Source organism: Marinospirillum insulare DSM 21763, from assembly GCF_000686905.1.
GTDB classification, from domain to species: Bacteria; Pseudomonadota; Gammaproteobacteria; order Pseudomonadales; family Halomonadaceae; genus Marinospirillum; species Marinospirillum insulare.
Genome location: NZ_JMLW01000001.1, coordinates 106,319 through 121,143, shown reverse-complemented (window position 1 = coordinate 121,143; position 14,825 = coordinate 106,319). Strand labels below are relative to the sequence as shown.

General features: G+C 43.8%; 14 protein-coding genes. 12 read left to right on the top strand and 2 right to left on the bottom strand.

The annotated features are described in order from the left end of the window. Positions 1–400 precede the first annotated feature (400 nt). The 4 genes from BP27_RS0100620 to rep are packed head-to-tail and all read left to right on the top strand — an operon-like array spanning position 401 to position 5,395. Positions 401–1,120 carry a response regulator gene (locus tag BP27_RS0100620; protein ID WP_027849889.1) on the top strand — a complete coding sequence of 240 codons (720 nt, stop codon included), beginning with the start codon at positions 401–403 and terminating at the stop codon, positions 1,118–1,120. Positions 1,121–1,150: 30 nt separating this feature from the next. Beyond that, a complete protein-coding gene (locus tag BP27_RS0100615; protein WP_027849888.1) occupies positions 1,151–2,809 on the top strand; it encodes an ATP-binding protein in 1,659 nt (552 codons plus the stop codon). Between the two features lie 34 nt (positions 2,810–2,843). Continuing rightward, positions 2,844–3,323 (top strand): tRNA (uridine(34)/cytosine(34)/5-carboxymethylaminomethyluridine(34)-2'-O)-methyltransferase TrmL, encoded by a 480-nt coding sequence (gene trmL, locus BP27_RS0100610; RefSeq protein WP_027849887.1) that lies wholly within the window; start codon positions 2,844–2,846, stop codon positions 3,321–3,323. 35 nt (positions 3,324–3,358) lie between these two features. Continuing rightward, positions 3,359–5,395 (top strand): DNA helicase Rep, encoded by a 2,037-nt coding sequence (rep, locus tag BP27_RS0100605; RefSeq protein ID WP_027849886.1) that lies wholly within the window; start codon positions 3,359–3,361, stop codon positions 5,393–5,395. 62 nt (positions 5,396–5,457) lie between these two features. On the opposite strand, the gene BP27_RS17340 is transcribed toward rep, so the two are convergent. Beyond that, entirely contained in the window at positions 5,458–5,892 is a 435-nt protein-coding gene (locus BP27_RS17340) for a c-type cytochrome (RefSeq protein WP_245597792.1), read from the bottom strand. Between the two features lie 244 nt (positions 5,893–6,136). Between BP27_RS17340 and BP27_RS0100595 the strand changes: the two genes are divergently transcribed. From BP27_RS0100595 to BP27_RS0100555, 8 genes are all read left to right on the top strand, one after another. Further along, positions 6,137–7,504, top strand: a complete 1,368-nt coding sequence (locus tag BP27_RS0100595; RefSeq protein WP_027849884.1) for a V-type ATP synthase subunit B — start codon at positions 6,137–6,139, stop codon at positions 7,502–7,504. Between the two features lie 14 nt (positions 7,505–7,518). Next, positions 7,519–8,124, top strand: coding sequence for a V-type ATP synthase subunit D (locus BP27_RS0100590; RefSeq protein ID WP_027849883.1), 606 nt, complete (start codon positions 7,519–7,521; stop codon positions 8,122–8,124). After that, a complete protein-coding gene (locus BP27_RS0100585; RefSeq protein WP_027849882.1) occupies positions 8,121–9,902 on the top strand; it encodes a V-type ATP synthase subunit I in 1,782 nt (593 codons plus the stop codon). The genes BP27_RS0100590 and BP27_RS0100585 overlap by 4 nt, the downstream gene beginning before the upstream one ends. Next, positions 9,890–10,336 carry an ATP synthase subunit C gene (locus tag BP27_RS0100580; RefSeq protein ID WP_027849881.1) on the top strand — a complete coding sequence of 149 codons (447 nt, stop codon included), beginning with the start codon at positions 9,890–9,892 and terminating at the stop codon, positions 10,334–10,336. The genes BP27_RS0100585 and BP27_RS0100580 overlap by 13 nt, the downstream gene beginning before the upstream one ends. 9 nt (positions 10,337–10,345) lie before the next feature. Next, positions 10,346–11,029, top strand: coding sequence for an ATPase (locus BP27_RS0100575; protein ID WP_027849880.1), 684 nt, complete (start codon positions 10,346–10,348; stop codon positions 11,027–11,029). Beyond that, positions 11,029–11,727: a hypothetical protein gene (locus BP27_RS14720; protein WP_051610056.1), complete on the top strand. Its 699-nt coding sequence runs from the start codon at positions 11,029–11,031 to the stop codon at positions 11,725–11,727. Before BP27_RS0100575 ends, BP27_RS14720 begins: the two co-directional genes overlap by 1 nt. Further along, a complete protein-coding gene (locus BP27_RS0100565) occupies positions 11,727–13,559 on the top strand; it encodes a V-type ATP synthase subunit A (RefSeq protein ID WP_027849879.1) in 1,833 nt (610 codons plus the stop codon). The genes BP27_RS14720 and BP27_RS0100565 overlap by 1 nt, the downstream gene beginning before the upstream one ends. 74 nt (positions 13,560–13,633) lie before the next feature. Then, entirely contained in the window at positions 13,634–13,939 is a 306-nt protein-coding gene (locus BP27_RS0100555; RefSeq protein WP_027849878.1) for a helix-turn-helix domain-containing protein, read from the top strand. A 27-nt stretch (positions 13,940–13,966) separates the two neighbouring features. On the opposite strand, the gene BP27_RS0100550 is transcribed toward BP27_RS0100555, so the two are convergent. After that, a complete protein-coding gene (locus tag BP27_RS0100550) occupies positions 13,967–14,722 on the bottom strand; it encodes an AraC family transcriptional regulator (protein ID WP_084324464.1) in 756 nt (251 codons plus the stop codon). Positions 14,723–14,825 lie beyond the last annotated feature (103 nt).

Sequence of the window (14,825 nt, the reverse complement as noted above, 5' to 3'; positions counted from 1 at the left end):
TACGAGCTTTAGTGTTTGTTGCATAAGATAACCACAGCGCTAAGATAATCGCAAATACCTTAGCAGCTTTATTAATAGTAGTATTGTAAAGGCTTTTTATGACCCGCTAAATACAACATAAAAATGCTGTTTTTCATCCGTTTTTTAGGCAATTACTAGCTATACAAGCCCAAATATATGCAGACTAGGGCTTTGTATATTTTCTTTACTTTGTTAAGCCTTTTTATAGTGTTTTGTAAGTCCCTTGATTAAATGCGGGTATTTTTCGCCCTAACTTAAATCATTTGATTTCTACCCCTTTCATGCCTAAGTTATTACGGTATGATGATGCTTAGCTAATATCTAGAAATTGTTAGCCAATTAATTTTAAACTCGGAACCTAAGCGAGAGACCTATTAAAGTGGACGCACACCAATCACCCCATATTTTGATTGTTGAAGATGATGCACGTCTTGCAACCTTGACCCGTGAATACCTAGAAGGTAATGGTTTTCAAATTTCAATAGAAGGCGATGGCTCACGAGCGGTTGAACGCGTATTTCGTGAAGAGCCAGACCTCATCATTCTCGATGTAATGCTGCCGGGTGAAGATGGCTTAAGCATTTGCCGCAAAGTTAAAATGGAAAAAGATATTCCAATTTTAATGCTGACCGCGCGTACCGATGACATGGATCAAGTGGTTGGTTTAGAAATGGGCGCAGACGACTATGTTGCCAAACCCGTTCGCCCAAGGGTTTTACTTGCAAGGGTTCGTGCTTTGCTGCGTCGTGCTGAAGCACAAGCCAGCTCACCAGACACCAGTTCAACGCATGCAGCTCGCTTAGATTTTGGTGATTTAGTTATTGACTCATCCATGCGTGAAGCTTGGCTTAACAGTGAAACCATCGATTTAACTAGCGCTGAATTTGACTTGCTTTGGCTGCTTGCCTCCAACGCTGGCCGCGTTTTAACCCGTGAAGAAATCTTCACTGCTTTGCGTGGTATAGAATACGATGGCCAAGACCGCTCTATAGATGTGCGTGTTTCTAGAATTCGTCCCAAGGTTGGTGATGACCCCATGCATCCACGCCGTATTAAAACGGTGCGCAGCAAAGGCTACCTTTTTGTTAAAGAACTCTAACCTTTATTCTAAGCATCTAACTCATAGCTAATGCTCGGTTTTAAACGCCAACACCAACGCCTAGGTAATATTTTATTACGTGTTTACCTAGGGGTATTGGGTGCATTTATAGGCACCCTGTTACTGAGTATTTTTCTAGTTAACCTCACCAACCAAATTCGGCTAGAGGCTTATCACGAAGATTTACTATCAGGGCTTTACACAACCCTAGTTGATGACTTTTCTAATGTGCCTCACAGCAAACAAGCTGAATGGCTAGGTGAGATTAACCAAACCTTAGGTATAAGCGTTGTAACCAGCAGTTTAAAAAATCAAAATTTAAGTCGGCGCCAACTCAACCGCCTTGATGAAGATCGCTTACTGGTGATAGATAAAACTGACCATCTCAACTTGGTTTTTCCTACCCACAAGCCTGAGCAGTTTTTAATTACCCAACTCACCCGAGTAACTGAACAGCAGGCTAATGCATCCATCTACTTAGTATTGCGTGACTTACAGCGCACTCCTACTGAGTTAAGACAAAAACGACTTAAGCAGCTAAGCCAGTATTTTTCCTATCCATTGGAGCTGTTATCAGAGCTGCCTAAAACTGCAGACCAATTACAAAAAAGTCGTTTAGCAAGAGGCGAGCAGGTCAGTCTATTTTTAGACAAGGAACGCAGCATTATTAGCTATATTCAACTAGGCGAAGATAGCTGGTTAAAAGTTGGACCTGTACCACTGTTTGACAGCTACCCTCTAACCTTGATTGCCAGCGTATTTCTAGCCTCTTTATTTGTGCTTGCAATTGCTATCTGGTGGTTCCTCTATGGCTTAGAAAGCCGATTACGCCATTTAGAGCGAGCATCAACCCAGCTAGCAGCGGGTAATTTACATGCCCGAGTTAAAATCACTGACGATGACTTTATTGGCAAACTTGCTTTAGCTTTCAACCGCATGGCTGAGCAGCTACAGCGTTTATTACGCACACAACAAGAAATGATTCATGCAGTCTCTCACGAGTTACGAACCCCCGTTGCTCGCATACGCTTTGGTCTGCAAATGATTGAAGATTTAAGTGAACAAGGCAGCCCACACGAAACATTAGCCAAGCAAATTTATGGCATAGACCAAGACATAGATGAATTAGATACCCTTATTGATGAAATTTTAACCTATGCCCGCTTAGGACAAGAAAAACTTAAGCTACAGTTTATAAGCCAAGATGTGACTGGGTTAATTAGCGAGGTTTTATATGGCTTTGAGCGAACCAACCCTGATTTAGCTATTAGTTTTGTTATTAATAACCCTGCCAACCTTAGCCCTAAGGCAGACATAGAGGGTCGCTACTTTCAACGCTCTGTACAAAATTTAATAGGCAATGCTGTACGCTATGCAAAGCAAGAAATTCGTATTAGTTGCCACTTAGAAAATGACACTTTCAGGGTAGACGTTGAAGATGACGGCCCTGGGATTCCAGAAGAAGAATGTCAGCGTGTTTTTATGCCCTTCTCTCGACTCGATGATAGTCGTACACGTAGTTCTGGCGGGTATGGTTTAGGGTTATCTATAGTGCAGCGCATTATTTATTGGCATCGAGGCAGTGCTTTGGTTGACCGCAGCCCTCATTTACTCGGTGCTCGTTTTAGTTTGATTTTTCCTCGTGAACAGTCTGATAAACTACCGCCCTTAGAAGTACCACCCCAGTAAGTAGTTTTTAATTTGGCAGTGCAGGAACCCCCTAATGCCCGACATCGTGCTTTATCAGCCTGAAATTCCACCCAATACTGGCAATATCATTCGTCTTTGTGCCAACACCGGCTTTCGGTTACACCTAGTTGAACCTTTAGGTTTTGTGTTAGATGACAAGCGCCTACGCAGAGCAGGTTTAGATTATCATGAGTGGGCAGCCGTTAAAGTACACCCCAACCTAGAAGCACTTTTAACTAGCCTTAACCCAAAACGCATATTAGCTTTAACGACCAAGGGCAAACGCTCCTATCATCAAGTTGACTACCATGACGATGACCTATTAATTTTTGGTCCAGAAACGCGTGGTTTACCTGCTGAATTTATTGAAAGCCTGCCAGAAGATCAACGCATTCGTATTCCTATGCTGCCCAAAAGTCGCAGTATGAATCTATCCAATGCTTGCAGCTTGATTGTTTACGAAGCCTGGAAGCAGCTAGGTTTTTCTGGTGCAGAGCTAGCTACAAGCCGTTAAGCTACCCTCTCTATTACTTGAGCAATTGTTTAGTTATGCAAACCATTCTTGCCCGCCTTAATGAATACCAGCTAGAAGCCGTTAAACAGGTTGATAGCCCGCTTTTAGTTTTAGCAGGTGCTGGCTCTGGAAAAACCAGTGTCATTACTAGCAAAATCGCCTATTTAATTCGTAGTCGTGGCATGGCAGCCCGCAACATTTGCGCGCTAACTTTCACCAATAAAGCTGCACGTGAAATGCGTGAAAGGGTTGGTAAAATGCTTGGCCGCGAAGAAACCAAAGGCTTAACTGTGTCAACTTTTCACTCGTTAGGCTTAGATATTATTCGTAAAGAAGTGAAGCACCTGGGCTACAAAAGTGGTTTTTCACTCTTTGATACCGAAGACACCAAAGCTTTGATGCGAGACCTAATGCACAAAGATGCTGAGGCAGATGCAGACACAATTAACCAAGTTCAATACCTTATTTCTAACTGGAAAAACGATTTAGTTGAACCAGAAGAAGCCGAAGGACTAGAAAGCGACAACCCTAAAAGCCAACTAGCTGCCCAAGTGTATAAAGAATATAACCGCCACCTTCGGGCTTACAATGCTGTAGATTTTGATGACCTAATTCGCCTGCCGGTACTGCTTTTTCAAAACCAACCAGAAGTACTAGAAAAGTGGCAGCATCGAATGCACTACCTTTTAGTAGACGAATACCAAGATACCAATATCAGTCAGTACCGCCTTGTAAAACTACTCACTAGCCTAAGAAAAACCTTTACCGTAGTGGGTGATGATGACCAGTCTATTTATTCATGGCGAGGCGCAAGACCTGAAAACCTTAATCAGCTTAGTGAAGATTTTGCCAACTTAAAAATTATTAAATTAGAGCAAAACTACCGCTCAACCGAGCGCATTCTAAAAGCTGCTAACCAGCTAATTGCCAACAACCCTCATGTGCATGAAAAAAAGCTGTGGAGCGAGTTAGGTTTTGGTGACCCCATACGAGTCATTGAATGCCCTAGCGAAGAAGCTGAAGCTGAAAGAGTGGCAGCAGAAATAATGACGCGACGCATTAAAGAGCGCTGCCATTGGAAAGATTTTGCTGTGCTCTATCGAGGCAATTTTCAGTCACGCATTTTAGAAATAAAGCTCCAAGCTTTCCAAATTCCTTACAAAATAAGTGGCGGCACCAGCTTTTTTGCACGTAATGAAATTAAAGACATTATGGGCTACCTACGCCTGCTTATTAACCCAGCAGACGACAACGCTTTTCTGCGCATTATTAATATCCCACGCCGTGAAATAGGCCCTGCCATTTTAGAAAAGCTTGCCACCTATGCTAAAGATCGTGAAATCAGTCTTTTTGCAGCCTGTGATGAAATGGGTTTAGAGCAGTACCTAAAAGAAAACCAAGTCGAGCGTTTAAGGCGCTTTACCCATTGGCTCGGCCATATTATGCAACAGTGTGAAACAGGTGACTCTATTGCCGCCTTAGGTGAAATGATTCGAAATATGGATTATGAAGCTTGGCTGCATCAAAATGCCAGCTCTCCCACCGTAGCAGAGCGCCGCTATGCCAATATATGGGTATTAATTGATTCTCTAGCAGAAACCTTAAAGCGTATGCAAGAAGATGATGACCAGGCGGGTATTCGAGAAGCCATTGCACGCTTAGTGTTGCGTGATTTATTAGAGCAACAGGAAGAAGAAGACGATTCCGACAAGGTGCAGCTACTCACCCTACATGCTTCTAAAGGCTTGGAGTTTCCTCAAGTGTTTTTAATCGGTATGGAAGAAGAGCTGCTACCTCACCGTAATTCAATTGAAGCTGACACCCTAGAAGAAGAAAGACGCTTAGCCTATGTGGGTATTACCCGTGCTCAAAAGGTGTTAACCCTTTCTATGGCCAAGCAGCGTAAAACTTATGGTGAAATGTTGAACTGCACACCCAGTCGCTTTTTAGATGAGTTACCCGAAGAAGATCTAAAGTGGGAAGGGCGCAATACAGAAGAAGAAACAACTGAAGACAAGCAACAGCGTAAAAAAGATAGGATTAGTGCTTTAAGGGCTATGTTAAATAGTTAGCCATAAAAAAAGCACTGGTGTTATTCAGTGCTTTTTTTGCTTACATCAAACTAGCTTATAAATTAACGGCTAGCTTCAACTATATAATCTACGGCCGACTGAACTTCTTCATCAGACAGCTTAGGATTGCCACCTTTAGCAGGCATACCACGAATACCATTGATAGAGTGGTCATACAAAGTAGCCATACCCTGCTCTAATCGTGGAGCCCAAGCATCTTTATCACCACGCTTAGGAGCGCCAGCAGCACCGGTATCATGGCAAGACATGCATAAACCGTTATAAACGTCTTCTGCAGATTGAGGTCCAGCGGCTACAGCTTCCACTACACCACCACAATCCATGCCCTGCAAGCAAAGCTCGCCAGATGGCTTAAGACGCTCAGCAATAGTGTCTGCACTGACGGTGCTGGCTGAGGCTTGAGCTGCAATTAAAAGGCCTAGACCTAAAACAGCTGCTGCAGCCAGAATACGGGCAACCTGAATGTTATGTTTCACTCTCACCACCTCTAGTCTGTTTTTTGGCAACTAGGATAAGATTCACACCCTTAAGCCTGCTGTTGCCTGTTGTATTTAGTTTCAAGCTAAAAATTTGTTGGCTGATTATACCCAACTAAGTAGAGCTTCGTAACCATCTATCTAATGATCTTTTGTCTTATAAAGACTATTTGCTTGCCCAAATATATGTAAACTGCTTAAATGGTAGTCAGTTTTAGCGTTCCCGCTTTGCATGGAGGTGGAAGTGTCCCAGTTGTTAATTCGTTATTCTCGTATCCTTGAAATCATTGGTGATATCGTCAAGGTACAGGTTCCCGCCTCAGAAGATAGCTCTTCACAAATCAGCTTTGGTGACCTTGCCCTTATTGAAGGTAGCACAGACAACCAAGATGTATTGCCTAGAACAGCTCAGGTTATTTTATTAAAAGGTGAAGAAGTCTCACTACAGGTTTTCTCGGGCACTAAAGGCCTATCAACCCATTCGGTAGTGCGATTTTTAGGGCGCCCTATGGAAGTCACCTTTTCACCCAATATTTTAGGTCGTGCTTTTTCTGGTACAGGCAGCCCTATTGATGGCGGCCCTTCTTTAGCAGACGAACCTAAGATAGAAATTGATGGCCCAACGGTAAACCCAGCCAGGCGCATTCTTGCCTCTCGCATGATAAGAACTGACGTGCCAATGATTGATGTCTTCAATAGCTTGGTTGAAAGTCAAAAAATCCCTATTTTTTCCGTAGCAGGTGAGCCCTACAACCAGTTACTAGCAAGAATTGGATCCCAAGCCGATGCCGATATTATTGTTTTTGGCGGTATTGGGCTTATTTTTGATGACTATCACTTCTTTCGTAAAACCTTTGAAGACGCAGGTGTTTCAGCTCGCACTACTATGTTTGTGCATCAAGGCTCAGACCCAACCGTAGAAGCTTTACTTGTTCCTGATATGGCTCTGGCAGTTGCCGAGCGCTATGCCGTGAATGAAGGCAAGCGGGTTTTAGTACTGTTAACGGATATGACCGCCTATGCCGATGCTTTAAAAGAAGTCGGTATTTCAATGGAGCACGTTCCTTCTAACCGTGGTTATATCGGCGATTTATATTCTCAGCTAGCCAGACGTTATGAAAAAGCTTGTGACTACAAAGGCGCTGGATCAGTCACTATTTTGTCGGTTACCACCATGCCCGGCGATGACGTAACTCACCCAGTACCTGATAACACGGGTTATATTACTGAAGGGCAATTTTACTTAAATAATGGTGTTATTGATCCTTTCGGCTCGCTATCTCGCTTAAAGCAGCATGTAATTGGCAAGGTAACCCGCGAAGACCATAGTCAAATCATGAACACCCTGATTCGCTTTTATGCCGCCGCACAAGATGCCGAGCAAAAACAGTCTATGTCATTTGATTTAAGTGAGTTTGACGAGCGGGTACTTAAATTTGGTGAACTCTTCCATGAACGCTTTATGGAAATCAGTATTAGTATGCCTTTAGAAGAAGCCTTAGACCTTGGCTGGCAAACCCTTGCTGAGTGCTTTAAAGAAGAAGAGCTGCTGATGCGTCAAAACTTAATTGATAAGTATTTTCCCAAGCAAGTCGCTGCTGAAAACGCCTAACAGGAGTTACAGCCGTGAGAAAAGTGGCACTCAATAAAAGTACATTAAATAAAGAAAACGCCAAGGTTAAAGCCTATCAAAAGTTTGTTCCTGCGCTGGATTTAAAGCGCAAGCAACTACTGGCTGCTCGTGCTGAAGCACGCTTAGCACTAACCGAAGGCACTCAAGAGCTAGAAGCACTGCACCAAGAGGTCAGTCAACAACTACCCATGCTGGCTAACTTTCCAGGTGCAGTCGATCAGCTTATTGATGTGCAAGAAATTAAAGTCAGCCAAGTCAACTTAGTGGGTCTACTTCTGCCAGAAATAACCAGCCTAAAGCTAGCTATTAAGCCCTACTCTTTTTTAGCTACCGACCATTGGATGGACCACTTGGCAGACTTGCTCATTAAATCCACAGAAATTGAGCTGCAACAAAAAATACTTCATAAGCGTTTAGAGCTGCTTAATAAAGGTGTACAAAAAACCACCCAACGCCTAAACCTTTTCGACAAGGTACTTATTCCACAGGCAGAAAAAAACATTCGTAAAATTCGTATTGTGCTTTCAGATAATGAGCGTGCAGCCGTGGTTACTTCTAAAATTGCTAAGAATAAACGCACTAAGGCAGAACAAGTATGAGTATTCTGCAACTTAAAAAAGCCTCATTAATCGGCTTAACAGAAAATAAAATGCACACCCTAGATAAGCTACAAAAACTAGGTTTAATGCATATTATTCCCTTACAAGAGTTAAGCAGCCAGCGAATAGAAGAAGATGAAGAAGTTAATCCAGAGCTATTAAAACGCTCCTTACAATACCTGCTGAGCTGCCCGAACAAACGCCGCCAAGTAACGCAAGAAAAGCAGTTTAACCTTAAAAAAGTAATCAGTGCGGTTGAAAAAAATCACTCCGAAAGACTCTCACTCCTAGAAGAGCGAGACTTTTTAGAAAAGCGCATAAAAGACTTAGAGCCTTGGGGTGACTTTGTTCTGCCTGATTTAAACGACTTAAACCAGCAGCGTTTTTGGTTCTATCTAGTACCCAACTTTAAAATGAAAGAAGTTGAAGCGCTTAGCCTGCCCTGGACAGTGGTTCATCAGGGTAACCGTAATAGTTATCTGGTGGTGGTTTCACCTGAAGAGCCAGCGGCAAACTTACTGCCAGTCGCGCGTACCCATACTGGTTATATTCCTATTAGCCAATTACGTGAAAAACTAGAAGAAGCTGAAATTGCTTTAGAAGCTACTGAGGCTGAACGCGAGGCTTTAACTCGCTGGACTTATCTACTACAGCGCAGTATTGCCAGCACTGCCGATGCTTCTTTACTCTCTGAAGTAGCCAACCAGTCTTTAGACTTTGATGAAGTATTTGCCCTACAAGGTTGGCTAGCTGAACGGGATTTAGATCAGCTGCAAATGTTTGCTGAACAGCAGGGGCTGGTTTTATTAACAGAAGACCCTGAAGATGAAGAGCTCCCACCTACCTATATGGATAACTCTGAAAGGGTTGGCGGTGGTCAAGAAGTGGTCAGCTTTTTCCAAACACCCGGCTATCGAAGCTGGGATCCATCACGCGTGGTGTTTTTCTCTTTCGTTAGCTTCTTTGCCATCATCATGTCTGATGCGGGTTATTCACTTATTTTAGGCGGTATTATTGCCTACTATTGGAAAGCCATGAGTCGTACTGAAACTCATCGTCGCCTGCGTGCTATGGGGGCAGCCCTTGCTGGAGCTGGCTTTATTTGGGGTGTCATGGTGGGTGGCTATTTTGGTGCTTCCGCCCCTCTGCCTTTCCTTGGCTCATTAAAAGTGCTCGATGTTAATGACTTCGACACCATGATGACTCTATCTATTTGTATAGGTGCAGCCCACCTAATTCTGGGCAACCTTATGATGGCTTGGGTTAGACGCAAATCAACGCAAGCCTTGTCATCTGTAGGCTGGGCTTTGGCAGTTTTTGTTGCTTTATTAGGTTGGATATTCGGCTTTAGCAATCTTTATTGGGGTGTTTTTGCTGCTGGCCTAGTCATGGTATTACTCTTTTCAGGCGAAAAAACCAATGTCAGCCTTGCAACGCTAGTAGCAGGTTTGCTGGCTTTAACCAACCTGACCAAAATTTTTGGGGATGTACTCAGCTACCTGCGCTTATTTGCACTAGGTTTAGCCAGTGCTTCTCTAGCCTTAACCTTTAATCAGCTAGCTGCCGATGTAGGTGCAGCTTTGCCGGGTATAGGTTTGTTGTTACAAGTGCTTATTTTAATTATTGGGCATTTATTAAACTTTGTTTTAACCGTGGTCAGCGGGGTGATTCATGGCCTGCGCTTAAACCTAATCGAATTTTATAACTGGAGTTTGGCTGATGAAGGCTACCCCTTCCAGCCTTTTGCAAAACAGGAGGTAATACCTTGGACAACCTAATACTCGCCCTTGGCTGGGCTGGTCTTTACGGCCCTATGGCACTAGGCGCTATAGGTAGCATGATTGGCTGTTCTTTAGCGGGTCAAGCTGCAGCAGGCGCACTTTTAGAAACTGAAACAGGGCATGGTCGTTATATTGGTATTTCTGCTATGCCTTCATCCCAGTCTATTTACGGCATAGTGGTTATGTTTGCACTTAACCGTGAACTCACCTTAGATAATGCACCCGGCTTAGCAGCTATTGGCTTGCTGTGTGGTTTAGCCTTGATGTTCAGTGCTATTTACCAAGGTCGCAGCTGTGCTTCTTCAATTAACGTATCTAAAATTCGTCCAGAAATTTTTGGTATGTCTTTAGCGCCTGCCGCTATTGTTGAAGGCTTTGCTGTTTTTGCTTTTATTTTTGCTCTGGTTATCAGTGCGGGTGTACCTGTCTAGGAGCTGAAAATGACTGAACTAGAAAAAAATCGAGCTTCCTCAGGCATTGAGGCTTTAATCGACCAACTGAAAGAACAAGGCGTACAGAAAGGTCGTGATGAAGCAGCACAAATTTTAAAAGATGCCCGTGCAGAAGCCAATTTATTGCTTAAGCAAGCACAAGACGAAGCAAACCAGCTTAAAGCCAAGGCTAAAAGTGAGGCTGCCCAACGCCACCAAGCGGGTGAAGATGCTTTAAAAATGGCTGCCCGTGATTTGCTCCTTGATGTAAAAGAAGGCCTAGCAAGAAGTTTTACAGATCAGGTTGAGCGGCTTATAAAACAGCAGATAGACAGCCAAGAATTTATGCAGCGAATGATCTTAGAGCTGGTAGGCCGGGTGAGAGACCAGTCTGAAATAAACGAAACAGATAAGTTAGAAGTGCTTCTACCCGCCCAGTTTATAGGTTTAGATGAACTGCGCCGCAATGCGAGTGAGTACAAAGAAGGTCGTTTAAGCCAATTTGTACAATCACTTTCAGCCGACCTGCTGCGTGATGGTGTTAGCTTTAATAGCCATCAGGGCGAGGGCATTCGTGTTCGCCTAATCGACAAGGAAGTGGAAGTAGACCTAACCGATAAAGCCATAGCCCAGCTTTTACTTAGGCATTTACAACCACGTTTTAGGGCGCTACTCGAAGGAGTAATTCGCTAGTGACTCACTATTACACTCTGGTAACAGCCTTGCCAAACCTGCCTCCTTTGGCAGAGTGCAAACAACTGCCTATTTCAAGAATTGCCTTGAATAAACGCTTAACCCTACTGAGCGATGCAGACTTGCTACAGCTAGAGTTAGCTGAAAAGCTTTACCATCAGAGTGAAGTGTCACTAGAGAACTTGCCAGACAAACCCCTAGTGCTTGATTGGCAGCGCCAGCTGGAAAAAATAACCTCACCCTCGATACGTGAGTGCATTAGTAATCGTCTTGAATGGCAAACACTCTTAGCTGCTTTACGCTATCGCCAAAATGGATCCAGTGGACCAGAAGACTTTCAAGGCTTTGGGCGCTGGACGCAACGCATTCGCCGTAACTGGCATGATCCCTTATTTGGCTTAGACGCTGCTCTACCCTTTTTAGGCAAGCTACAACCCCTGCTCAATAAAGGTCATTCTGGTGAGCTTGAATACCAGCTTAACCAGCTACTCTGGAAAGATTTACTCTTTGTTGAGCGAAGCTTTCAATTCACTCTAGAAACAGTGATTTGCTTTGTACTCCGCTGGGGACTAGCCGAAAAACAAATTAAAAGTGATGCCAAGCTCGCACTCGCTACATTTAAGCGCATGAGTGAGCAACTGCTGGGCACTCCAGCCATCACGCAACACTTAGAATCAGCCTTTGAGGAACTTTCCTAATGAAGGATGCACAAATTACTGCTCGAGTCGCAGGTGTACGCGATGACATAGTCACCGTTCGACTTGAAGCCGATGACAAGGGGAAGTTATTCCCTCTCGTCAAAAATGAAGTGGTTTATATTTGCCCAACACGCACCCCAGAAGATGGTCGCCAAGAATTTTTACAAGCAGAAGTTTTGCGTGTTCGTCATGGTGAAGCCGATGTGCAAGTGTTTGAAAATACACGTGGTGTAGCTATAGGCGACCCCGTACGCCAGTCAGGACAAATGCTTTCTGTAACCCTTGGCCCAGGTTTGCTGGGTGAAGTTTATGATGGCCTGCAAAGCCCCTTAGAACAAATTGCTACCCAGCATGGTTTTTTCCTACCCCGTGGTTTACAAGTCGAAGGTATCGACACTCAAAAACAATGGGCCTTTCAACCCAGCGTAAAAGTAGGCGCAAAATTAAAAGCTGGTGACCCCATAGGTCATGTTCAAGAAGGCCGTTTTAAGCACAAAATTATGGTGCCCTTTGCGCAAGTAGGTGAAGTAGAAATCACTTGGATTCAAGAAGGTACTTTTACAGTCGATACCGCCGTTGCTCGCTTTCGAGATCAGCATGGCAATGAAAAAGAAATGACCATGCAACAAAAGTGGCCCGTACGCATTCCTGTTTCTCAGCCACTTTTAGCCCAGCGTTTTAGTGAACGACGCTACCCAGATGAACCCATGCTGACCTCCATCCGCCTAATAGACACCTTCTTTCCTGTTGCTAAAGGTGGAACGGCCTGTATTCCAGGGCCTTTTGGTGCCGGTAAAACGGTTCTACAAAACCTTATTTCACGCTTTTCAGATGTTGATATCGTTGTGATTGTTGCCTGTGGCGAGCGAGCGGGTGAAGTAGTTGAAACCATTACTGAATTTCCTGCCTTGCCTGACCCTAAGGGTGGCACCTTAATGGATAGAACCATCATTATCTGTAACACCTCTTCTATGCCGGTTGCTGCACGAGAAGCTTCTATTTATACGGGTATTACACTCAGTGAATATTACCGTCAAATGGGTTACAACGTGTTAGTTATCGCTGACTCAACCTCACGCTGGGCCCAAGCCATGCGTGAAACCTCAGGTCGCTTAGAAGAAATCCCAGGTGAAGAAGCCTTCCCCGCCTACCTAGATTCCTCCGTTCGTGCCCTTTACGAACGAGCTGGGTTAATAGCCAATAATGAAGGTCAGCTAGGTAGCCTAACCCTAATAGGTACGGTTTCCCCAGCGGGTGGTAACTTTGAAGAACCAGTGACTCAATCTACCCTGCGTACCGTAAAAACCTTCTTAGGTTTAAGTGCCGACCGAGCTTATAAACGTGCCTACCCAGCTGTTGACCCGCTTATTTCTTGGTCACGTTATTTAGATCAGCTTTCGGAATGGTATGGTGAAAACCTGAGTGAAGACTGGGTTAACAAGGTTAAAAAAATGCATACCCTACTGCTGCAGGGTGAAGAAATGCAGCAGATGATGCAGGTCACGGGGGAAGAAGGGGTAACCTTGGAAGACTTTTTAATCTTTAACCGTGCACAGTGTTTAGACCAGGTGTATTTGCAACAAGATGCTTTTGATGACGTTGATGGTTCAACCTCTATGCAGCGCCAGCAAACCATGTTCGCTCTACTAGAACGCTGCTTATTTGAACATCCACCTTTAAGTGAGAAAGATGCAATACGCGAACACTTCACTCGCTTAACCAGCGCCTTTAAAAACCTCAACTACAGTGCTGAAGCCAGCCCAGATTACCAACGCTATTGGCAAGAAATTCATCAGCTTAGTGGTTTACCTTTAGTTGAAAAACCTAGCTAAAGACTACTTTAGTTACAGTGATCAAGAACTAACTAAAGTACTTTTGCAGGGCGCATTAATTGAGGTAACAAAAAATGAATAAATCCCTTTTAGATGTCATTCACTCTAGTGCTGAAGACTTACATGATGCTGGTGTAATGGATTTAGCCACCTTGCGCGAGTTTGATGCACTTTGCTTACCTCCTGTAGAGAAATACACAGCATCACAAATTAAAAGTATTCGCACACATATTAAAGTTAGCCAAGGTGTGTTTGCAGCTTACTTAAACACGAGTATTTCTACCGTGCAAAAGTGGGAGCAAGGTACAAAAAAACCTAATGGGCCTTCACTTAAGCTACTTAATCTTGTAGCAAAAAAAGGACTAGATGTCTTAGCCTAATAATTAATAGTAAGACTCTATTTTAAGTCAGTGCAAGCGTCTTACCTGCCCTGGGGTTTGCTGGTAAATTCGCTTAAAGGCATGGGTTAATGCGCTTTGGCTAGAAAAGCCTACTTGATGAGCAACCAACTCTAAAGGAAGATGGGTTTGTATCAATAGCTCTCTAGCTCTTTCTAAACGAGCCTGTAGTAAGTACTGCCCGGGGGTTTTACCTGTTGCTTCACGAAACAAATGGTGAAAATGCCCAGGGCTTACACAGGCTACTTCGGCTAAACGCTCTACTGGAAGCTTTTCTGTTAAATGCTGTTGAATATAGATTTCTAGTTTGACTAAATCTAAGCGTTTACGAGAAGTAGATAACTGAGGATTAGCTTTAAACAAGCGCTGATAAAGCGACCCCAAAAACACCTGGCTCATACCCTCTGTAGAATCCTCTGAAACCTGCCAAAGTCTTGCTTCTCTAGCCATAAAGCTAAGCAATAAACGCAGGCTAGTATCCGCACTAAAGTAACGTGGCTTATCAAATAAACGCTGAAAGTTATGGTTTGCTGCCAACAGAGGCAAGTCCATTACTAGGTGCTTATTCTTACCCAGCCCCTCATAGAAGTGCACTTCACCCGAGGGTACTAAGCAACCATGCAAAGCATCCACCCTTCCACCATAGCCAGCTATTTCAAACTCTGCACTACCCGACAAAGCAATGACCAACTGGTGATAATCATGGTCATGGTGCAAGCACTGAGTTGGTAATGGGAAGCAACGTATTCTTGTTGTTGTCTGCATAGCCGCCACTCTTTATTAAAGACCTACTAATTAACTCTACTTCTGAGTTTGGAACAAAATGTCCTGAGTTACAAACAAATAATCTACCTTAGTAGCAGCCAGA

What these genes read in the sequence shown, in the direction of transcription:
- rep (WP_027849886.1), top strand. Translation starts at nt 3,359, where the DNA reads ATGCAAACCATTCTTGCCCGCCTTAATGAATACCAGCTAGAAGCCGTT.
- BP27_RS0100585 (WP_027849882.1), top strand. Translation starts at nt 8,121, where the DNA reads ATGAGTATTCTGCAACTTAAAAAAGCCTCATTAATCGGCTTAACAGAA.
- BP27_RS0100555 (WP_027849878.1), top strand. Translation starts at nt 13,634, where the DNA reads ATGAATAAATCCCTTTTAGATGTCATTCACTCTAGTGCTGAAGACTTA.
- trmL (WP_027849887.1), top strand. Translation starts at nt 2,844, where the DNA reads ATGCCCGACATCGTGCTTTATCAGCCTGAAATTCCACCCAATACTGGC.
- BP27_RS0100575 (WP_027849880.1), top strand. Translation starts at nt 10,346, where the DNA reads ATGACTGAACTAGAAAAAAATCGAGCTTCCTCAGGCATTGAGGCTTTA.
- BP27_RS0100550 (WP_084324464.1), bottom strand. Translation starts at nt 14,722, where the DNA reads ATGCAGACAACAACAAGAATACGTTGCTTCCCATTACCAACTCAGTGC.
- BP27_RS0100565 (WP_027849879.1), top strand. Translation starts at nt 11,727, where the DNA reads ATGAAGGATGCACAAATTACTGCTCGAGTCGCAGGTGTACGCGATGAC.
- BP27_RS0100615 (WP_027849888.1), top strand. Translation starts at nt 1,151, where the DNA reads ATGCTCGGTTTTAAACGCCAACACCAACGCCTAGGTAATATTTTATTA.